The organism is Agrobacterium sp. InxBP2, assembly GCF_026191755.1.
Taxonomy (GTDB): Bacteria; Pseudomonadota; Alphaproteobacteria; order Rhizobiales; family Rhizobiaceae; genus Agrobacterium; species Agrobacterium pusense.
This window is the reverse complement of sequence record NZ_JAINDY010000021.1, coordinates 142,788-162,714: the sequence shown is the minus strand read 5'-3', so window position 1 is coordinate 162,714 and position 19,927 is coordinate 142,788. Positions and strand designations below refer to the sequence as shown.

The 19,927-nt window shown below is 58.9% G+C and carries 13 protein-coding genes and 1 riboswitch; of the genes, 5 read left to right on the top strand and 8 right to left on the bottom strand.

The window, feature by feature from the left end:
* Positions 1–120: 120 nt before the first annotated feature.
* A riboswitch (TPP riboswitch) is annotated at positions 121–223 on the bottom strand.
* 36 nt (positions 224–259) lie between these two features.
* From K7A42_RS04660 to K7A42_RS04635, 6 genes are all read right to left on the bottom strand, one after another.
* Positions 260–2,251, bottom strand: coding sequence for an alpha-glucosidase (locus tag K7A42_RS04660; RefSeq protein ID WP_174151587.1), 1,992 nt, complete (start codon positions 2,249–2,251; stop codon positions 260–262).
* 11 nt (positions 2,252–2,262) lie between these two features.
* On the bottom strand, positions 2,263–3,120 hold the full coding sequence (locus K7A42_RS04655) for a carbohydrate ABC transporter permease (RefSeq protein ID WP_004438712.1): 858 nt from the start codon (positions 3,118–3,120) through the stop codon (positions 2,263–2,265).
* A gap of 4 nt (positions 3,121–3,124) precedes the next feature.
* On the bottom strand, positions 3,125–4,036 hold the full coding sequence (locus K7A42_RS04650; RefSeq protein ID WP_174151634.1) for a carbohydrate ABC transporter permease: 912 nt from the start codon (positions 4,034–4,036) through the stop codon (positions 3,125–3,127).
* A 172-nt stretch (positions 4,037–4,208) separates the two neighbouring features.
* The gene (locus K7A42_RS04645; RefSeq protein ID WP_174151586.1) at positions 4,209–5,459 is read right to left on the bottom strand and encodes an ABC transporter substrate-binding protein; all 1,251 of its coding nucleotides are present in this window, start codon (positions 5,457–5,459) and stop codon (positions 4,209–4,211) included.
* 47 nt (positions 5,460–5,506) lie between these two features.
* Positions 5,507–6,583 carry an ABC transporter ATP-binding protein gene (locus tag K7A42_RS04640; protein ID WP_282454913.1) on the bottom strand — a complete coding sequence of 359 codons (1,077 nt, stop codon included), beginning with the start codon at positions 6,581–6,583 and terminating at the stop codon, positions 5,507–5,509.
* Between the two features lie 334 nt (positions 6,584–6,917).
* The gene (locus K7A42_RS04635; protein ID WP_137069892.1) at positions 6,918–7,622 is read right to left on the bottom strand and encodes a GntR family transcriptional regulator; all 705 of its coding nucleotides are present in this window, start codon (positions 7,620–7,622) and stop codon (positions 6,918–6,920) included.
* Positions 7,623–7,723: 101 nt separating this feature from the next.
* Between K7A42_RS04635 and K7A42_RS04630 the strand changes: the two genes are divergently transcribed.
* The 5 genes from K7A42_RS04630 (at position 7,724) to K7A42_RS04610 (ending at position 15,221) form a co-directional block, all read left to right on the top strand.
* Entirely contained in the window at positions 7,724–8,881 is a 1,158-nt protein-coding gene (locus K7A42_RS04630) for an LLM class flavin-dependent oxidoreductase (RefSeq protein ID WP_174151584.1), read from the top strand.
* Positions 8,881–9,774, top strand: a complete 894-nt coding sequence (locus K7A42_RS04625; protein WP_282454912.1) for an aldo/keto reductase — start codon at positions 8,881–8,883, stop codon at positions 9,772–9,774. The genes K7A42_RS04630 and K7A42_RS04625 overlap by 1 nt, the downstream gene beginning before the upstream one ends.
* Positions 9,774–10,298, top strand: a complete 525-nt coding sequence (locus tag K7A42_RS04620) for a flavin reductase family protein (protein ID WP_004438731.1) — start codon at positions 9,774–9,776, stop codon at positions 10,296–10,298. Before K7A42_RS04625 ends, K7A42_RS04620 begins: the two co-directional genes overlap by 1 nt.
* A gap of 226 nt (positions 10,299–10,524) precedes the next feature.
* Positions 10,525–14,646, top strand: coding sequence for an autotransporter domain-containing protein (locus K7A42_RS04615; RefSeq protein ID WP_416220896.1), 4,122 nt, complete (start codon positions 10,525–10,527; stop codon positions 14,644–14,646).
* Positions 14,646–15,221, top strand: coding sequence for an invasion associated locus B family protein (locus K7A42_RS04610; RefSeq protein ID WP_416220895.1), 576 nt, complete (start codon positions 14,646–14,648; stop codon positions 15,219–15,221). The genes K7A42_RS04615 and K7A42_RS04610 overlap by 1 nt, the downstream gene beginning before the upstream one ends.
* Here K7A42_RS04610 and K7A42_RS04605 read toward each other — a convergent pair.
* Both K7A42_RS04605 and K7A42_RS04600 read right to left on the bottom strand, forming a co-directional pair.
* Entirely contained in the window at positions 15,218–18,358 is a 3,141-nt protein-coding gene (locus K7A42_RS04605) for an efflux RND transporter permease subunit (protein WP_282454910.1), read from the bottom strand. The genes K7A42_RS04610 and K7A42_RS04605 overlap by 4 nt on opposite strands.
* On the bottom strand, positions 18,355–19,653 hold the full coding sequence (locus tag K7A42_RS04600) for an efflux RND transporter periplasmic adaptor subunit (protein WP_282454909.1): 1,299 nt from the start codon (positions 19,651–19,653) through the stop codon (positions 18,355–18,357). Before K7A42_RS04600 ends, K7A42_RS04605 begins: the two co-directional genes overlap by 4 nt.
* Between the last annotated feature and the right edge of the window lie 274 nt (positions 19,654–19,927).

The following is a 19,927-nucleotide window of genomic DNA, read 5'->3' as shown; positions in this document are numbered from 1 at the left end:
CCTCAGACGCAGACGCACCGGGCGCGACGGACAAAAGGTTTCAGCATCATCATTCGGTCTCCACACGTGACAATCGCGGAGATCAAGACAAAGCGGAGAAGAGAAAGGGCAGCGCCTCGAAGGCGCGACAGTTTCCGTTCCTACGCCGGCATGATCCGGATCAGGTTCAAGGGTCCGGCTCAACGCCATCTCAGCACCGTCTGGTGCTCCCCTCGGAATGGGTCGGAAACTGTCGTTTTTTTAGCTGGCTGTCAACGGCTCAGATGGTGCGGAGCTGTTCAAACAGGGTGACGTTGGCACTATCGGCGCGGTAGAAAATCGCGGGCCGGCCGAGTGGTGCTTCCACGGTAACCTCGTTTCCACCGCGATGATGCACGCCGCTCCACAGATGTACCCACTGGCCATCGCCCGGAAGATAGAGGGTGCGTTGCGCTTCTCCCGCTTTCCAGACAGGGGCCACCAGCATGTCGGGGCCATAGAGATAGCTGTCCTGAATGGCGTAAGTCTGCCGGTCATTCTCGTAATGCAGGAAAAGCGGGCGTTGCACCGGAAGCCCCGTTCTGGCCGCTTCGGCGGAGAGCGATTTCAGATAGGGGGCAAGCGCGACATAGACTGTCGTCATGCGGGCGAAATGGGCGAGAACCGTTTCATCCTGATCGATCTGCAGATTGTCACGCGGGCGGTTGCCCTCATGGGTGCGCATGACCGGCGTGAAGGCGGCCATCTCCGTCCAGCGCATGATAAGTTCCGCGGTGCGGACATTGCCGAACAGGCTGGTGTAACCGCCGATGTCGGAATGGTGATAGGCATTGCCCATGAGGCCGGAGGAGAGCGCACCGCAAATGACAGTGACAAGTCCATCATGACGGGAGAAGTCGACAGACTGGTCACCGCCCCAGATCAGCGGACAATGGGCCTGCACGCCGGTGAAACCGGCCCGCATGAAGAACAGTGCTTCGCCAGTTTTGCCACGACTTTTGACGCCCTTCGCGTTAACCTCGGCCCACAGGGTGGGCCATGCATTGTGCATCAGCTTAGCGTCGACGCCGTTCGAAAGCTGGATATCGATCGGCAGATATTCGCCGAAATCAGCCATCCACCCGGAAAGGCCGAAATCCAGCATGTTCTTGCCGATGATTTCTTCGGCAAACCAGTCGGCGGCAGCCGGATTGGTGAAATCGACGACGCCGCAATCGAACTCGCCGAAATCCACCAGGGCCGTTTTTCCTTCCGCATCCGTTGCGAAATAACCGGCCTGTTCGGCCACGGGGAAAAGCGGGCCGTCAACGCAGAGATAGGGGTTCACGTAACCCAGAAAGCGGATGCCTTGATCGGCAAGCTCGGCGATCTTCTGGCGCAGATGCGGATAACGGGTTTCGTTCGCCTGCCAGTCCCAGAACAGGCGTGCGCCAAAGGATGTCTGGCGAAGCCCCACCCAGTCCTCACACCACAGGCCTGACACGAGCGTTCCCGCCGCGCGGATTTTCTCCAGCCGCGCAAACGAATTGACGCCATCCTTTAATCCAATGATCGCGCCATTATAGATCCATTCCGGCAATTGCGGCTGCCGTCCAAACCGTAGGGACAGCGCGGAGACGATATCGGTGAAACTGTCGCCGGCGAAAAATTCGATCTTTTCAGGGATGGCCCAGATTTCGATCTCGTGGAAATCGCCATTGCGGAAATCGAAGACCGAATAGGCGCTCGTTTCCACATGCAGCGCGTATCTACGCGACGAGAGATAGGTCGGTTGCGGATAGTTGGTGTTGTAATAATCACCGCCTGCCTTGCCGTTGACGTCAGACTTGAAAGTGATTTCGGTGGTCTTGTCGCGGCCAACGCCGGGCTCGGAGGTCCAGAGCGGAAAGCGCCGTCCGCGCATGTCGAAATAGGACATCTGCTCGCCGCCGCCCCAGACATGCTCATCCGTTTCCGCAAAGACGCGCAGCCAGAGACGGTTGAAGGTCTTGTCCAGCGCCGTCAGCAGGATGGCATTGCTTTCGAGTGTCAGGCGAAGGCGAGGGGTCTGTCCCGGTGCGGAGGAAAGCGTGACGCTATCGCCGCTCATCTCGGCGTGGCGCAGGGCGGTTCGTTCGACGACGTAGTCTTCGATATCGAAATTGCCGCGATACATATCCATCCGTTCCTTGCCGAAACCGGCAAAGATGGCCGGCTCGTCGGGCGAATGGGAAAGGATGGTGCGGTTGCCGATCGCAAGCGTAAATCCATCGTGGGTCTTTTCGAAACGCATGACTTAACCTTTTAGCCCTTGAGACCGCCGGCGGTGAGGCCAGAGACAACCCGTTCCTGGAAGATGACGATGAGGATCGCGACCGGCACGATGCCGACCACCAAAGCTGCCGAAATGACCGGCCAGGGGAAAGCGAACTCTCCCTGATAAAGCTGGATGCCAACGGGCAGTGTGCGCAGCGCAGGGTTGGAATTGAAGGAGAGCGCCAGCAGGAACTCGTCCCAGGCATTCACGAAGGCAAGGATGCCTGCGGTGAAGACGCCCGGCGCGCAAAGCGGCACGACGACCTTGAACAGCGCGCCGATGCGGGTGCAGCCATCGATCATGGCGGCGTTTTCGAGATCGCGCGGAATACTTTCGAAGAAGGAAACCAGCATCAGCGTGCACACCGGCAGTGAAAGCACCGTGTAGGGCAGGATCAGCGCCGTCCAGCTGTTGAGCAGATTGAGCGCCCGCATGATTTCGAACAGCGGCACAAGCAGCGTCACCAGCGGAAAGGTGGAAACGGCGATGATGAGCGACAGGATAAGCGCCCGGTATTTAAGGTTCAGCCGCGCCAGTGCGTAAGCCGCCAACACCGAAATCAGGATGGTCAGTGCCGTGGAAAGCAGCGCCACCATGAAGCTGTTGAACAGGAAGAGGTGCAGCGGCTGATCCGAAAAGGCCTGCATGTAGTTGGCGAGTGTCGGCGCGTGCGGAAACCAGGTGATCGGCTTGACAGTCAGCTCCGCCTCGGTTTTCAGCGAGGTGAAGAGGATCCAGATAGCCGGGAAAAGGCCGTTTATCAGAAGAATGGAGGCCGCGATGAAGCGCAGCGGCTTGCCAGAGAAGAAGGAGGACAGACCGGAAGAGGTGGCGACGGTACTCATGGGATCAGTCCTTCGTCCTGATGATACGGAGGTAAACGGCGGTGACGCACATGGAAAGCGCAAACATCATGACCGCCAAGGCCGAACCGTAACCGAGATCGAGGAAGGAGACGGTGTTCTGGTGGATATACATGGCAAGCGTCGTGGTGGATGTGCCGGGGCCGCCGCCGGTCATCATGTAAGGAATATCAAAGGTCTGTAGCGCCGTGATCGTGCGGAAGATGAGGGCGACGATAATCGATGGCTTCAGAAGTGGCAGGGTGATTTCGAAGAACTGCCTGATCTTGCCGGCGCCATCCACATCCGCTGCCTCGTAAAGCGAGCGCGGGATGGTCTGCAACCCGGCGAGGATCATGAGCGCCATGAAGGAGGAGGTCTTCCAGATGATCGTCAGGCAGATGGCGGCAAAGGCCCAGTTCGGTGAGTTGAACCAGATAATGCCTTCAAAGCCCAGCCGGTTCAGCACGTCGTTGACCACACCATATTCATAATGGAAGAACCACGCGAAGATGAGACCTGCAAAGGAGAGCGGCAGCGCCCAGGGGATAAGAAGGGAAAGCCGCATTGGCCACTGCATGGAGAAAGGCAGGTTGGCGAGCAATGCGAGGCCAAGGCCCATGAACAGTGCGCCGGGCACGGTGATCAGCGTAATCAGCACCGTATTCCAGGTCGTTTCCCAGAAAATCGGATCGTCGAACATCGCCGTGTAATTTTCAAAGCCGATGAATTCCGCCGGCAGGCCCGAGGTCAGCGACAGGCTGAAGACGCTCGTATAGACGAGCCGCGCCACCGGATAAACGATGATGAGCGAAAGCAGGATCGCCGCCGGCGCGAGCAGCAGCACGGCCAGCGACCGGTCGCCGAGATCGAGCCACCGCGTCCAGCGCGGCTGCGGTTTCTCGTCCACCCGAACCATGGTTCTTTCCGGCATTGTCACGTTTGCCACTCCCGCAACTGGATTCACGTCATCGTCTCCCGGTCGGACCGGTTTATGTCCGGCCCGTTTCGCGCCCTTGAGGCGCCTTTCATCCTGTCAGTCGAAACGGCCGGAAGGGGCGCGGTGCACACGCCGCCTTCCGGCCCGAAGCTTATCGCAGAACGCGCCGCAGACGGCTTTCCATCTGCTTTGCGCCATCCTCCGGCGTCATGACACCGGCGAGCACACCGTTGACCGTGGTGCGGATGGTCTCGCTGACCTCGTTGTAACGCGGCGTCACCGGACGGGCCTTTGCTGTTTCGACGACCGGCAGGGCATCCGCGAACCACGGGATTGCCTTGGTCACGTCGGCATCCTTGTAGAGAGCGGCGTAGGTGGGCAGGAGCGCTGCATTGATGGCCATGAACTTCGATACATCCTGACTGGAGAGATATTCGACAAGCTTCTTGGCTTCATCCTGCTGTTTGGAATAGGCGGACACGCCGAATTCCCAGCCGCCGAGGCAGGTCGTCTGCTCACCGCCTTTGACGGCGGGAAGGCGGGCGACGCCGACCTTGTCGCTCACCTGCGATTCCTTGCCCTGGAAATGGGTCCAGGCATAGGACCAGTTGACGGCAAAGAGAACCTTGCCGGCCTGGAACTCCTTGCGGGTGTCGTCGGTCGCCACCTCCGAAATGTTCTTCTTGGAAATGCCTTCGTCAACAAAACTCTTCCAGAGCTTCAGCGAATCCACCGCCGCCTTGTTGTCGAAGTTCAGCTTGCCGTTTTCAACCAGCGACTTGCCTTCGCTCCAGTAGGGCAGGAGGAAGGTGCAGACCGCGCCTTCGATCGCCTTGCCCTGGAAGGACAGGCCCTGAAGCTCCGGGTTCTTTTCGCCTTCCATGACCTTCTTGGACGCTTCCTTCAGCTCCTCCCAGGTGGTCGGCGGCTTGATGCCGTATTTATCCAGCAGGTCTTTGCGGTAATAGAGGAACATGGAGTCGGCGAAGGCTGGCAACGCCACGATCTTGCCGTCCACCGTGTTGGCTTCGGCATAGGTCGGCAGATAGGCGGACATGTCCTTGCCGGCAAAATCGCTGGTCCAGCCGGCTGTTGCAAATTGCGCGGGACGGATGACGTCGAGCATCAATACGTCGAGGCTCGAATCCTTGGCCGACATCACAGTGTTGAGATATTGCGCCTGCATTTCCGAGGTGTTGCCGCCGGTCTCAATGACCACCTTCACGCCCGGCGTCTTCGCCTCATATTGATCGAGCGCCTTGCGCCAGACATCCGGCTGATGCTGGCTGGAAACGAAGATCTTCAGCTCGGCATCGGCAAAGGCCTGACCTGAAAAAGCGAGCACCGTTGCGCAGAGCGCTGCGCCCATGAAGGCTTTGCCCAGGATAGTTTTGGATGTCATGTGTTCCTCCCGTTATTAATCCTTGGCCGTGGCATTTTGCCCGGCAATCAGTGGATCGAGCGCTCCGTTGTTGCGTCGAAAAGATGGACCTTGGACGGATCGACCCCGATCCGCAGTTCCTCGTTCGGCGTTGGCCGAAGCTGCGGCGGCATCCGTGCGGTCAGCGCCGCGTCGCCGAGGCTGAAATGGACGAGCGTGTCCGAGCCCAGTGGCTCCACCACCTGCACCTTGACCGCAAGCTGCGTGTCGAAGCCCTCAACGGGGCCGAAATGTTCCGGGCGAATGCCGACAATGACTTCGCGCCCTTCGAGACCCGTTTCGCGGGATGGCCGAATGGATGCCATCGGCAGGAAATTCCCGTCCGAGAATGTCAGCCGGTCGCCATTCACCTTGGCTCGCGCGAAATTCATGGCGGGCGCACCGACGAAACCGCCGACGAACACGCTTTCAGGGCGGTTATAAACCTCATCCGGCGTGCCGACCTGTTCTATATCGCCGCCGCGCAGGATGACGATGCGGTCCGCCAGCGTCATCGCCTCCACCTGGTCATGGGTAACATAGATGATGGTGGTGCCCAGCTGCTGGTGCAGGCGCTTGATTTCCGTGCGTACCTGTCCGCGGAGTTTAGCGTCGAGGTTGGAGAGCGGCTCATCGAACAAGAAGACCTGCGGGCGGCGAACGATGGCGCGCCCCATGGCCACACGTTGACGCTGGCCGCCGGAAAGCTGTCCGGGCCGCCTGTCGAGAAGGTGCTCGATGCCGAGCATCTTTGCCGCCTCATCGATGCTGGCATTGGCCTGCGAAGCGCTGACACCGCGCACCTTAAGGCTGAAGCCCATGTTTTCGCGCACCGTCTTGTGCGGATAGAGCGCATAGTCCTGAAACACCATGGCGATGTCGCGCTCGCGCGGCGGCAGCCGGTTGACGACACGGTCGCCGATCTTCACCTCGCCGCCAGTAATGCTCTCCAGCCCTGCGACCATGCGCAACGTCGTTGATTTGCCGCAGCCGGAAGGGCCGACAAATACGACGAATTCGCCATCGTTGATTTCAAGGTCGATGCCCTTGACGATGCGAAGCGCACCGTAACTCTTGTCCAGCTTGCGCAGGCTGACCGAAGCCATATTTTCCTCCTCACGACCGGCACGCCCGAAATTTCAATGGACACAATAGCCGGTATCAACCTTCAAGTTCCCCGTACTGCATCTTCGAAAATCGAGCCCGATTGTCTGGCAATAACGTGGGGTGGCGAAACGCCTGTCTCCCTGTGGTCGTGATATTACCTTTCACTAAAAGGAAATCAATAGTGTATCAATTTTATTTCTGACAGAAATCAAAAACTACTAAGTCATTGATTAAAAGAAATATATCCGCAAAATCGCCCGCTGGCGGGCAGTGGTTGGCTTGCCTGCCGTCAAATTCCTTCACTCCTGTAGATCACGCGAATTTTGCGCAGTCTCAACGTATGCGAGAAACGTAGCGCGCCACGGAATGGTCAAACCAGGTCCAGGAAACTTCTGCCACTGCACCATCCTGCGCCTGGCTGAGACGCAGGACGCGGGGCACGGATGCGCCTGCTTTCTGGCCGAACCCTTCGGGCGTCCATTCGGGCACTTCACCGAGATCGACGCGATCCTCCGCCTTCGATATCCAGAGGTTGAGGCGAGTGCGGTAATAGAGGTAGAGAGATTCCGACATGTTTTCGATGGTGATCGTGTCAACATAGGAACCATCAAGCCAGATTTCCTCGATGGCGGCCGGTTTGCCGGCAATGCGCCGCAGACGACGAATCCTGTGTCCTTCGGAGGAGGTGCCAAAAGCGGGCAGATCGGCGGGCTTCGCTAGCCGGGTCACATCCAGAACCTCCGCTGTCGGCAGGCCGCCCCCCTCGATCAGTTCAAGCCGGAAGAAAGCGTAGACGCTTTGCGGATCGCTGACCGCGCGGATGTAGTTGCCGGAACCCTGTACGCGCTCCAGAAGGCCGCGCTCCTGCAATTCGGCGAGCGCCTTGCGTAGCGTACCGACGGCGATGCCGAGATCGGCAGCCATATCGCGCTCCGGCGCAAGCTTCTCGCCGTCGATCAGCCGCCCTGCTGACACCTCGCGCACCAGCATTTCGGCGATCTGTAGATACATGGGCAAACTGCCACCAGTGTGTCTCATATGCCGTTTCCTCCACCCGAAACAAAAATTGATACATCATTGATTTACATATTTCTTGATGTTATGCAAGAACAACGAGAGCGGCCCTGAGGAGGAATTGCATGACCGTCGTACCCGTTACATCCGCTGATCTCGATGCTGCCGAGGTCTCCTGGTTTTCCGCTTTGTGTTCCGATGATTACGCCTATCTCGGCGTGCCGGATGGAAGCCTGCGTTCCAGCTTCGAACATTGCTCGGATATCGTCAAAAAAGCTGAGGAACTTGGCTTCCGCAACATTCTCTGCCCGTCGTCCTATCAGGTGGGGCAGGATACGCTGAGCTTTGTCGCCGGCTGTGCGCCGATCAGCGACCGTATCAATTTCCTTGCCGCTATCCGCTGTGGCGAAATGCAGCCGATCATGCTGGCGCGTACGGTTGCCACGCTCGACCACATGCTGAAAGGCCGCCTGACCCTCAATGTCATCAGCTCGGACTTTCCGGGCGAAGTCGCCGACAGCGCCTTTCGTTACAAGCGCAGCCACGAGGTCGTCGAGATTTTGCGGCAGGCCTGGACCCGCGACACCATCGACCACGACGGCGAAATCTACCAGTTCAAGGGCGTATCGACCGAGCCGGCGAGACCCTACCAGCAGAATGGCGGCCCGCTTCTTTATTTCGGCGGTTATTCTCCAGATGCACTTGAGCTCTGTGGCGCACAATGCGACGTCTATCTGATGTGGCCGGAGACGAAGGACCAGCTGGCGGGCCGCATGCGCGCCGCCAACGAGCGCGCTTCCGCCCATGGCCGCACGCTGGATTATGGTCTGCGCGTCCATATGGTGGTGCGCGATACTGAAAAGGAAGCCCGCGAATATGCCGAACATCTGGTCTCCAAGCTCGATGATGAATACGGCCAGCTGATCCGCAACCGCGCCCACGATAGCGGTTCACTCGGCGTGTCGCATCAGGCACGGGCCCGTGAACTCGCTGACAAGTTCGGTTATGTCGAACCCAATCTGTGGACCGGCATCGGCCGGGCGCGCTCCGGCTGCGGTGCAGCACTTGTCGGCTCGACGGATCAGGTTCTTTCGGCGCTGGAGGATTACCAGAAGATGGGTATCCGCGCCTTCATCCTGTCCGGTTATCCGCATCTCGACGAGGCGGAACATTTCGGCACCAAGGTGTTGCCGCAGATGAAAACCTGCTCCCTGCCGCATGCCTATGGCCGGGTGCCTTCTGAAACGCCAGCGACGCCGCTCGGCAACGGGGAACGCCACTGATGGAACGTATCGCTCTTTCTGACACACTCGAACTCAGCCGCATCGTTTACGGCATGTGGCGCATTGGTGACGATGCAGACACCTCGCCGGCGCATGTACAGGCGAAGATCGAGGCCTGCCTCGCACAGGGCATCACAACCATGGATCAGGCCGATATCTATGGCGGATACACGGCAGAAGCCATTCTTGGCGCCGGATTGAAAGCCGCGCCAGGACTGCGCGACAAAATCGAAATCGTCACCAAATGCGGCATCGTCGCCCCGGCCGGCCGCCATGCCACCGCCCGCGTCAAGCATTACGACACGACCGCGGGCCACATCAACGCTTCGGTGGAAGCGTCGCTGCGCGACATGGGGACGGATCACGTCGATCTGCTGCTCATTCACCGCCCCGACCCGCTGATCGACGCGGAAGAAACCGGCAAGGCACTTGATGCCTTGGTGGCGTCGGGCAAGGTCAAGGCGGTTGGCGTCTCCAATTTCCGCCCGTGGGATTTTTCGCTGCTGCAATCGGCCATGAGCAACCGGCTGGTGACAAACCAGATCGAAATGAGCCTGCTTGCCACCGATTCCTTCACGAATGGCGATCTCGCCTACCTGCAGGAAAAGCGCATTTCGCCCATGGCCTGGTCGCCGCTCGGTGGCGGTTCGCTGTTCTCCGGCGCGCATGGCGGCACCATGGCTGCCCTACAGCGCATCGGCAAGGAACAGGGCGTCGACGCGACGGCCGTCGCGATCGCCTGGCTGCTGCGCCATCCGGCAAAGATCGTGCCGGTGCTTGGCACCAACAATCTCGAACGCATCAAAACCGCTGCCGATGCGCTTCGCGTGACGATGGACCGCCAGACATGGTTTGAACTCTACTCCCTTGCGATTGGAAAAGAGGTGGCGTGATGACAGTTGCAGAGGCAATCAAGATGCCCAATGAACATGTATTCGTTCCCGGCGGCGAAAACAGCCGCAGCTTTCGCAACGCGCTCGGCGCTTTCACCACCGGTGTTACTGTGGTAACAGCCACGACCCCGGAAGGCCCGATCGGCATGACGGTCAACAGCTTCGCATCCGTCTCGCTCGATCCGCCGCTGGTGCTGTGGTCACCTGCGAAAAGCTCGTCGCGTTATCAGGCCTTCAGCGGCGCGACCCATTTCGCCATTCATGTGCTGAGCGCCGATCAGGACGTGCTGAGCGCCCGCTTCACCCGCAACGGCCGTGCTTTCGATGATCTTGACTGGGAATTGAACGATGAAGGTGTACCGGTCATCCCCGGAACGCTGGCCCGTTTTGAGTGCAGGCAGGCGGCGGCGCATGATGCGGGCGATCACACTATCATCGTCGGCGAGGTGTTGCGCGCTGCCCATCGGGATGGTGATCCGCTGTGCTTTTCGGGTGGAGCCTTCGGACGGTTCGCCCGGCAGTAGCGTGTATAGGCAGGTTCTCTGCATCCTCCGGTGCAGATATTATTTTAGTTATATGTGATTTTACATTTGTCGGGGCGCGGGATCGCGCTCCTTTTTCTTTTTTTTCATAAGTAAAAACATTATCAGTGCATTTTATACTGACGATTATCTCTCAAGCTGCGCTAATTGGATGGATCGAGAGTGATTCGCCTTTGCGAAGGGGCGGGGTGTACCAGAGGGAGATCGGATGTCGGGTCGCATCTGGCGTAGGGGAAAAGGGTCGCGCAGGTCTGGCGCCGGGCTCTCGCCCGCATGTTGGCCTCCTCTTCGCGCATCGACCAGCTTTCTCGCCCTGGCAGTTTCGGTGGCTTACGTGCCAACGGCGTTTGCCGATTCCATCGCCTGGGTTGGTTCTCCAACGGATGACTGGTTTTCGCTCGGCAGCTGGGAGGGTCACTACCGGGTCCCGGGCGTGGATGACTTCGCAGGGATCAACAAGCCCGGCCCCACAATTGCAGCTGGCTTTGAGGCCACAATCTCGGAATTGGGTATCGCCGCCACCAGTGATGGCTCAATGACGGTGAAAGGTCGCCTGGAAACGGGTTATGTGCGATTGGGTCATGAATATTCCCAAACCGGCACGCTTGATTTTAGTGGTGGCAGTTGGTCCAACAGTCACGACATCTTCGTCGGGGGCGTCGGTGTTGGTAAGCTTGATCTGAGCGGCAGTCATGCGACTTCAGGCGGGAATATTCTTCTTGGTGGAGGAAGCGGCAATGGTGAGCTTACCCTTGGTAATTCATCCAGCTTCGATAATTCCGGCAGGGTCTTCGTAAGTTATCTTGATGACGATCTTTTCAACGTCCTGAATGTATCGGGTGCCAGCACCTTCAAAACAAAAGAGCTGGCTGTTGCGGAGGGTATCAGTTCAATCGGTACCGTTTCCGTTGACGGTGCCGGCAGTAATCTGACCGTATCGCAGGGGATGATTATCGGCGACCAGGGGCAGGGATTTTTGACAATCGCCGGCGGCGGTGTGGTCAAGAGCCTCGGAACGACGATCATAGGCGACCGCAATACATCGACCGGCAACTTAATGATCGATGGTCGCATTTCTCGTCTGGAGACAACAGGCACTTTGATCGTGGGAAACGAAGGTGCGGCGACGATGACTGTCGCCGCTGCCGCGATGGCGATAAGTGGAACCGTTGTCGTCGGTCGTCGCGCGTTCGCGCAAGTCTTCGTAACAGGTGCGGATACGCTATGGGAGACGGACAACCTTGGTCTGGGCGGTGATGCCGGCGACGCTACCGCGGCCGCTGGCTACGGCAAAATCGAGATATTGTCGGGCGGTGTGGTGGAAAGCTCATCAGGCCGGCTTGGGATGTCGGCCGTTTCAACCGGCGAAGCCGTTGTGGACGGAAGCGGATCTCGCTGGAAGATTGGAAGCGACGGTCTTGAGGTAGGCGTGGACGGACCGGGTAAGGTGATTGTCCAAAATGGCGGGCGTATTGATTCAGAGCGAACGATTATCGGATCGAATAGTGGCAGCAGCAATGGCATAATAACGGTTTCGGGCGCCAACAGCATGTTCAAGACCCGAGATGTTGTGGTCGGTCGAAAGGGCGGCGCGGCCTTGAATATAATCACCGGTGGGGCCGTTGAGAGTGCCAATGCTTACGTGGCAAAGGAAGCTGGCACTGCTTCAGTCACCGTCGAAGGCGGCGGCTCGACAATGACGCTGGCGAGCACCCTTTTCGTCGGATACGAAACCGGCACGCAAGGCCAGGTTTCGGTTGCTGCCGGTGGCGAAATTCGGTCGAAAGCGTTTCGGCTTGGCGAGTTTGCCGGTTCTTCCGGCACGCTGGTCGTGATCGGTGCCGATTCGGCTGTTACCGTTTCTGCTGACAGCGCCATGGCGGGTTCCGGCACCATGTTTGTTGGATCGGGAGGCGCGGGAACTCTGGCGGTACATGATGCGGGGTCGGTTGCGACCGATCACCTTTACGTTGGTGATCAGAGAACGTCCATCGGGAACGTTTATATCGGCGGAACGGGATCGAAGGTCAACGCCGCTAAATCGCTCGTGATTGGCGGGGCCGGTCGTGGCTCAGTGGAGGTAGCCGGCGGCGCTTCGCTTGCGGCCACCACTGTCTTCATAGCTTCGTCGGCTGGTTCTAACGGTGTTTTGACAATTGGGGCGCCCTCCGGGCAAACGGCCGTCTCAGCTGGCGGTGTCAGCGCGACCAATATTGATTTCGGCGCTGGCGACGGAACCATCGTTCTCAATCATTCTGAAACCGACTATGGATTGTCTGCAGATATTGCGGGCGCTGGTCGAGTTATCGCAGAAAACGGTGTTACGACGCTGAGTGGCCACAACATCTATTCCGGCGGTACCACGATTTCTTCGGGGATACTGAAAGGAAAAGCCACGAGTTTCGGCTCAGGGCAAATAGCCAATGATTCCAGGCTTGTCGTTGACGGGGCCGGCATACTTGCAAACACCATCACGGGGTCAGGTACGATAGAGAAGACCGTTAGTGGCAACTTGATCCTCGCCGCTGATAACAGCTACTCCGGTAACACCACAATTTCTGCGGGGGCGCTGGTCGGAAGCGCAAAAAGCTTCGGTTCGAGTGACATTGTCAACAACGCGCAGCTTGTCCTGGATGGCGGCGGGACCTTTTCGAATGTCGTCAGCGGCACCGGCTCTTTTGAAAAGACGGGGTCGGGCAATCTGGTCATGACGGGCAACAGCACCTATACCGGTGCGACGGAAGTTTCGTCGGGCAAGCTCAGCGTCAACGGGTCGCTGGCAAGTGCCGTTTCCGTTCGCAGCGGTGCAACGCTTGGCGGCTCCGGTACGGTAGGCGGTTTGACGGTCGCGTCGGGCGGCACGCTTTCACCGGGGAATTCTATCGGCACAATTACATCGACCGGAGATGTGACATTTGCTGATGGCTCGTCCTACGTCGTCGAAATCGATCCTTCCGGCAGTTCCGACCGGCTTGTTGTCGGCGGCACCGTCACCATCGGCAGCAATGTCAGCCTCGTAGTGATGCCTCTTGCAAGCCACTCGGCTTATACGGTGGGCACACAATATCCGATATTGACGACGATGGGCGGCATCACGGGCGCATTTACCGGCGTGGACGAGAGGTTTGCCTATCTGCTGGTGAGCGTCACGAAAAGCGCCGATAATGGCACCGCTTATCTCTCCTTCAACCGCGTGTCGCCGGAGCCGGGACTTCTGGCGACAGAGACATCCACAGAAAACGCAGCCCATGCGGCCAATGCCGTTGATGCCATCCGGGAAGATCCGGAACTCTATCAGGCCGCTCTGTTTCTTCAGAAGGGTGAAACCCAGTCAGCCTTTTCGCAGCTTGCAGGTGAACTGCATCCCTCCCTGGCCATGGCGCTGATCAATCGCAGCCAGCTGACGCGAGACGTCATTCTGGAGAGGATGCGCAGCGCATTCAGCGGCGCGGACGTGCGGAGCATCATGTCTGCCGGCGCTCCTCCTGGCTCGAGCGGAGCGTCGGGGGAAGGCACCGTTACTTTCTGGTCCAGCGGTTTCGGATCGCGCAGCCGCGTCGGGGCTGATGGAAATGGCGCAACGGTTGATATGTCGGGAGGCGGTATGCTTCTGGGGCTGGACGGCGATGTTGCTGGCGGCATTCGGGCCGGCCTTGCAGGGGGGTACGGCCACGATACTTTAAGACAAGGCTCGGCATCTGCCGGTACGGATAGCTACTATCTGGCAGCCTATGCGAGCGCGGTGAATGGCCCTGCCTCTCTCCGGGTGGGCGCGACCCATGCCTTCCAGAATGTGGAAACGCGTCGGGCGATTTCCTTTTCGACATTGCAGGAAAATTTGACGGGCCAATACGACGCTTCCACGACGCAGGTCTTCGCCGAAGCTGCGTGGCGTTTTGATCTCGATAGGGTGCTCCTTGAGCCCTATGTAACCATTAGTTACGTGAATCTTCAGACGGAAGCCTTTGCAGAGCAGGGCGGTGTTTCCGCGGTTTCCTCCGGCTCTGCCAGTCATGATCAGCTTTACACAACGATCGGTGCCCGCCTCAGCCATGACATCGTGCTGGAGACCGCCTCCGGACGGGCGATGCTCGATATCGGATGGCGGCATGCCTATGATGACCAGTCGGTTATAAGCACCCTGTTTTATGCCGGTGGCGATGGCTTTTCCGTCGCGGGGACGGCAATGGCGCGGGATGTCGCGCTGCTTAATCTTGGGCTCAGTTATGATCTTGGTCCGTCTGCCACGCTGACGTTCCGGTATGGTGCGGTGTTCGGGGCGGGCGTCGTGGATCAATCTGCTTCAGCCCAGCTGGGAGTGCGTTTCTGATGTCCTTCAGACCAAATATGCCACACGCGGCGGTGCTTGCCATTGCCATTCTCGTTTGTTTTTCCCGCGGTGAGGCGCGCGCGCAGGAAAGCGCGAGCCCAGCCATGCCGCTGCATGAAGTTCACGGAAGCTGGCAACTTGCCTGTGCCGCACCAGAAAAAAATGACCCCGCTGATGGCACGGACAAGTCAACGGCGAAGCCGCTCTGCGCCATTGCGCAGGTGCAACTTGAGGAAAAAACCAGAAAACTCGTTGTTTCGGTCGAATTTCGGCTCGATGAGGGCAAAGCGCCGGGTAAGCTCTCCGGCACTATCGTCATGCCTTTCGGCCTTGCCGTCACGAAGCTCTTCTCAATAAAATCCGCCAATGTCCGGTTGCAGGAAGTGCAGGTCAGCACGTGCCTCCCTGTCGGCTGCATTGTGCCTTTCACACCTTTTGTCGAAGTTGTTTCGGCGCTGGAGACGGGAAAGACGCTAACTGTTGAAGCTCCGGATTTGCAGGGGCGAGCTGTCTCTTTCCAACTGCAGCCGGCGGGGTTTTCCGAGGCACTGAAGCGCCTCGAAAGCCTTTATTAGGCTGCGACGGAATCCGGCTCGGCAGCTCCTTTCGGGTTTTCCGGTTCGGCATGCTTTTCCACCGTTTTTTTGCGGGAAAATAGCCCTGTCAGGAAGCGGCCGAAGCGGTCCATTTCCACGAAGATGACAGGTGTGATGAACAATGTCAGCAATTGCGAGACGATGAGACCACCGACCACGGCGATGCCGAGCGGTTGGCGCAGTTCTGAACTGGCGCCCGAGCCGAGCGCGATGGGAAGAGCGCCAAGCAATGCGCAGAATGTCGTCATCATGATCGGGCGGAACCGGCGCACGCAGGCTTCGTGAATGGCGGTTGTGGGTGGTTCCGCTTTTTCGCGCATCAGTTCCACCGCCACGTCGATCATCATGATCGCGTTTTTCTTGACGATGCCGATAAGCATCAATAGCCCGATCAGGGCGATGATGGAGAAATCCATGCCCATAACCTTCAGCGCCACAAGGGCGCCGAAGGCCGCTGCCGGCAGACCGGAAAGAATGGTCAGCGGGTGGATGAAGCTCTCATAGAGAACGCCGAGAACGACATAGATGGTGAGCACCGCCGCCAGAATGAGGATTCCGGTGTTCCCCTGGCTCTGCTGGAAGATTGCCGCCGTGCCGCCATAGCTGGTGAAGACATCCTGCGGCAGGCCTATCGTGGTCTTGAGCTGGTCGATCCGACTTGTGGCGTCGGAGAGTGCCACACCATCCGGAAGGTTGAAGGAGATGGTGGTGGAGACGAGCTGGCCCGTCTGATTGATGGTCACAGGCGCTTGCGTCCGGGTGAGAGCAGCGAAGTTGGAAAGCGGCACCAGTACGCCCGTTTTGGCCGAAAGAATATTGATGTCACTCAGAAAATCGTCATTCCACGGCTTCGAGCTGTCGAACTCGACAATGACGTCGTAGCTGTCGCCGGTCGACTGTATCTGTGCGGCGGTGTAACCGCCGAAGGACATTTCCAGTGTCTTGCGCAGCTGATCATTGGTAATCCCGAAGGCAGCGGCTTTTTCCGAATCGACCGAAATCGTGGCGGCGATGGCGCCGTTTTGGGCATCCGAGGTGACTGACGTGAAGGTATGGTCGCGGCGCATCGCCTCCATCAGCTTGTTCGACCATTCATTGGTGATATCAGCGTTCAAGCCCTGCACCACGAGTTGATATTGGCTGGCAGAGCTGCGCCCGCCGAAACGCAGGCTCTGCTGCGGGTTGATATAGGTGCGGATGCCCGCGACTTTCGAGCTGGCCTGGCCCAGTTCCGTCAGAACCTGGCTCAGAGGTGCACGCTCCTCCTTGGGCTTGAGTTCGACGAACATCGAGCCGTTGTTCAGCGGATTGCGCGAATTGCCGCCAACGATGGATGTAACGTGGACCACGGCCGGATTCTTGCGGATCTGATCGGCAACCTGCGCCTGGAGATCACGCATCGCCGTGTAGGAAATATCCTCTCGCGCCTGTGTCGAAACCGAAAGACGGCCGATGTCTTCCTGGGGGAAGAAGCTGGAGGGCAGCACTTCGAATAGATAAAGAGATGCCGCGACCGAGGCGAGAAATGACGCCAAAACAATACGGCGATGGGAAAGGCACCAGCTCACGGCGTTTCCATAGGCACGAAGCGTCCGCTCGAAGCCGGCATCGAACCAACGGATGATCGCCGGTGGCCGGGAGGAGTGGCCGGAAAGGCGCGAGGCGAGCATTGGCGTGACCGTCAGCGATACCAGAGCCGAGGCCATGATGGCGAGCGTGACGACCATGCCGAATTCATTAAAGAGCCTGCCGATCACCCCGCCCATCAACAGAATGGGGATGAAGACGGCGACAAGCGAAATCGACATGGAGAGGATGGTGCTGCTGACTTCCGCTGCACCCTGCAGCGCGGCTTCCCGCATCGGCAGCCCCTCTTCGTGCAGGCGCAATATGTTTTCCAGCATGACGATGGCATCATCCACCACAAGACCTACTGACAGGGTGAGCCCAAGCAGGGAGATATTGTCGATGCTGTAACCCAGCACATACATCGCGCCGAAAGCCGTGATCAGCGACAACGGCACGGCAAGACCCGGAATGACGGTTGCCGTCAGATGCCCGGTGAAGAGGTAGATCACTGCCACCACCAGCCCGATGGTCAGGAACAGGGTAAACTGAACGTCGGAAATCGCGTCCTTGATCGCGGTCGAGGCGTCGTTCATCACGTTGATGTTGACGGAAGGTGGCAATTGCTGGTGAAGCGCCGGCAGCTTGGCCTTGATGGCGTCCACGACATCGACGGTGTTGGCATCCGGCTGCCGCTGAACGGCGAGAACGATGGCCTGTTCGCCGTCGAACCAGCTGCCCGCATTGGTGTTGTCAATGCTGTCGGTGACGTTGGCGATATCACCGAGGTGAATGGGTGCACCGTTGTTCGTCGATACGACCAGCGAACGGAAGGCGGCTGCGTTCGTGCGCTGGGTATCGGCCTCGATCGTCAGGCGCTGATTATCGTTCTGCAGTGCGCCGACGGGAACCTGATTGTTCGCCTGGGCAATGGCGGTGGTGACCGTATCGACGCCGAGGCCTCTTGCCTGAAGCTGCGCCGGATCGAGCCCAATGCGCACGGCATAGGTCTGCGCACCGTAGATACTCACCTGCGCCACGCCGGAAATGGTGGAAAGGAGCGGGGAGATAATGTTCTCGGCGATTTCATCGACCTTGCTGGTGGGCATTTCCTTGCTGTTGACCGCAAGCAAGAGTACCGGGGCATCGGCCGGGTTCGTTTTGCGATAGCTGGGCGTCGTCGTCATATTGCTCGGCAGTTGCCGTTGCGCGCGGGAAATTGCGGCCTGCACGTCGGCAGCGGCCGCGTCGATATCGCGGTTGAGATCGAACTGAAGCACGATCGAGCTGTTGCCAAGCGTATTGGTGGCGCTGATCTCGCTAACGCCGGGAATTGTCTCGAACTGCTTGACCAGTGGCGTGGTGACCGAGGTGGCCATGGTTTGCGGGGAGGCGCCGGAGAGTGATGACGACACGTTGATCGTCGGAAAATCCACCTTCGGCAAGGCCGCGACCGGGAGCAAACGGAAACCGGCAAGGCCTGCCAGAACGAGGCCGATGGCGAGAAGCGTGGTGGCGACGGGCCTGTTGATGCAAAAATTCGGGATCATTGGCGGTCAGCCTTTTCCTGCGGAATATTGGCGGCCAGATTGCCTGCCGCCCCGCCCTTGTCGGAAAATTGCTCGATCACGAGCTGGCCGTCGGCGAGTTCCGACTGGCCCTCGACGATGATATGCTCTCCGCCATTAAGGCCGCGCGCAATGGCGGTGAGGTCGCCGTTCGAACGCGCGACCTCAACTGGCGTCATATGAGCATGATGATCGCCGTCGACCGTGTAGACAAAATTGCCCTTCGGTCCGGGTCTCACAGAGACCGTCGGTACGACGACCATTTCGTCTTCGGAAACAAAATGCGCGGTGACGTTGACGGACTGACCGGGCCACAAAAGGCCGCGGTCGTTCTTGAACTCCGCCTTTGCCAGCACTGTGCCGGAGGTCTGGTCCACAGTGTTGTCGTAAAAACGCAGTACGCCGCGCATCGCCTCGCCGCCGGTCGCCGCAGGGTCCACATCAACTGCCGTGTCTTTCGCTACGCCTTCGCGCAATTGCGGCAGATAGCGTTGAGAGAGCCGGAAACTGACCGAGATGGGGTCGTATTTCGTGATGGTCACGATATTCACGCCGGCACTGAGGTAAGCCCCCGGGCTGACGCTGATATCACCCAGTCTCCCATCGAAGGGAGCACGGATTTCCATATGTTCCAACGCTACCTGATCGGACGCAAGTGTTGCGCGGTCGGCATCGATCTTGGCGCTGGCGCTGTCCCGCGCCGCTCTGGCCTGATCCAGCACCTGCTGTGACTCGGCGCTCTGCTTGACGAGGTTGGCGGCACGCTGAAAAGCGGCTTCAGTCTGTTCAAGTGTCGCCTGGTCCGCGGCGATATTCGCCTTGTCCTTGTCGACCGCCGCGCGGGCAATTCGATCGTCCATCTTGAGGATCAGGTCGCCCGCCTTGATGTGCTGGCCGTCCTTTGCCTCGATTTCGGTGACGAGGCCGGCCTGGAGCGGCGCGATATTGGTAATATCGGCTGCGACCGCCCACCCTGTTGCCGCCGCGTCCATTGGTAGCGTCGCCTTAATGACCGAAATGGTGCTGACGGTCGGTGGTCCGCCATTGCGCCGCCCACCGCCCTGCCGTTGCCCCTGTTGTGCGCCTGGCTGGCCATTGCGGGAGGATTGCGGTTTTGCATTTGCAGTCGTCTCTGCGGTTGCGGTCTCTGCCTGCGGTGGAGTGCTGGCAAATTGTTTTAGATAGGGAATTTGATCGAGCGGCAGGCGGTCCTTGAAATACCACGCGCCGCCGGCTGCGATGGCAAGAACGCTGAGGGCGGTCCAGAAACGTTTCATCTGACGGTTCCGCGTAATGAAGGCGATACATGTTTCCCGACATGTGCGGCAAGCCTTGGGAGCAGCTTTCCTCCACAAGACACCCAATACGCTGCGAAATCACCTTAAACTTTTGTAATGGCAACAACCGTGTGCGGCGGCCGTTTGCCCTGCCGTACAGGGGCTGAAGCGGATCGCTCTCGCATGCAACCCCGCCATTGCGTATATTCTTCGCGCCGGTTGGCACGGGAAAAGGCCGCCTCGTTTCCGGGGCGGCCTTTTTCGCGATGCGATA

Coding starts and splice junctions, on each gene's coding strand:
- K7A42_RS04660 (WP_174151587.1), bottom strand. CDS start 2,251: ATGCGTTTCGAAAAGACCCACGATGGATTTACGCTTGCGATCGGCAAC.
- K7A42_RS04620 (WP_004438731.1), top strand. CDS start 9,774: ATGACAGTTGCAGAGGCAATCAAGATGCCCAATGAACATGTATTCGTT.
- K7A42_RS04610 (WP_416220895.1), top strand. CDS start 14,646: ATGTCCTTCAGACCAAATATGCCACACGCGGCGGTGCTTGCCATTGCC.
- K7A42_RS04645 (WP_174151586.1), bottom strand. CDS start 5,459: ATGACATCCAAAACTATCCTGGGCAAAGCCTTCATGGGCGCAGCGCTC.
- K7A42_RS04600 (WP_282454909.1), bottom strand. CDS start 19,653: ATGAAACGTTTCTGGACCGCCCTCAGCGTTCTTGCCATCGCAGCCGGC.
- K7A42_RS04640 (WP_282454913.1), bottom strand. CDS start 6,583: ATGGCTTCGGTCAGCCTGCGCAAGCTGGACAAGAGTTACGGTGCGCTT.
- K7A42_RS04605 (WP_282454910.1), bottom strand. CDS start 18,358: ATGATCCCGAATTTTTGCATCAACAGGCCCGTCGCCACCACGCTTCTC.
- K7A42_RS04630 (WP_174151584.1), top strand. CDS start 7,724: ATGACCGTCGTACCCGTTACATCCGCTGATCTCGATGCTGCCGAGGTC.
- K7A42_RS04615 (WP_416220896.1), top strand. CDS start 10,525: ATGTCGGGTCGCATCTGGCGTAGGGGAAAAGGGTCGCGCAGGTCTGGC.
- K7A42_RS04625 (WP_282454912.1), top strand. CDS start 8,881: ATGGAACGTATCGCTCTTTCTGACACACTCGAACTCAGCCGCATCGTT.
- K7A42_RS04655 (WP_004438712.1), bottom strand. CDS start 3,120: ATGAGTACCGTCGCCACCTCTTCCGGTCTGTCCTCCTTCTTCTCTGGC.
- K7A42_RS04650 (WP_174151634.1), bottom strand. CDS start 4,036: ATGGTTCGGGTGGACGAGAAACCGCAGCCGCGCTGGACGCGGTGGCTC.
- K7A42_RS04635 (WP_137069892.1), bottom strand. CDS start 7,622: ATGAGACACACTGGTGGCAGTTTGCCCATGTATCTACAGATCGCCGAA.